1 protein-coding gene is annotated in these 419 nt (G+C 68.7%); it reads left to right on the top strand.

Going from position 1 to position 419, the window contains the following annotated elements; genetic code table 11:
- On the top strand, positions 1–419 hold a 419-nt coding region (locus tag G3576_RS31055; protein ID WP_164698343.1), incomplete at both ends, for an IS30 family transposase.

The raw sequence follows: 419 nt of genomic DNA, 5'->3' as shown, positions 1-419 counted from the left end.
CGAACCGGCCGGGCGTTACGGGTGCCGCGGGCGCGCACGCGTGGGCGGGGCAAGTCGTTCATCACCCCCGAGATCCTCATCAGCGAACGTCCAGTGGAGGTGGAGGACCGTGCTGTGCCGGGGCACTGGGAAGGCGATCTGATCATTGGCCTCAACCGCTCCGCCATCGGCACCCTGGTTGAGCGGACGACGCGGTTCACAATGCTGCTGCACCTGCCGCCGATGGAGGGACACGGAACGGGGCCGCGCGAGAAGAATGGGCCAGCGCTCGCTGGACACGGCGCCGAGGCGGTGCGCGACGCGATCACTGGGACGATCACCACCCTGCCCGAGCAACTCCGGCGTTCGCTGACCTGGGACCAGGGGGCAGAGATGGCACAGCACGCCAGGCTGCGGATCGACACGAGCCTGCAGGTGTA

The organism is Falsiroseomonas algicola (assembly GCF_011040385.1).
GTDB lineage: Bacteria > Pseudomonadota > Alphaproteobacteria > Acetobacterales > Acetobacteraceae > Falsiroseomonas > Falsiroseomonas algicola.
The sequence above is the reverse complement of the archived record's forward strand: the minus strand, read 5'-3'. Positions and strand labels throughout refer to the sequence as shown.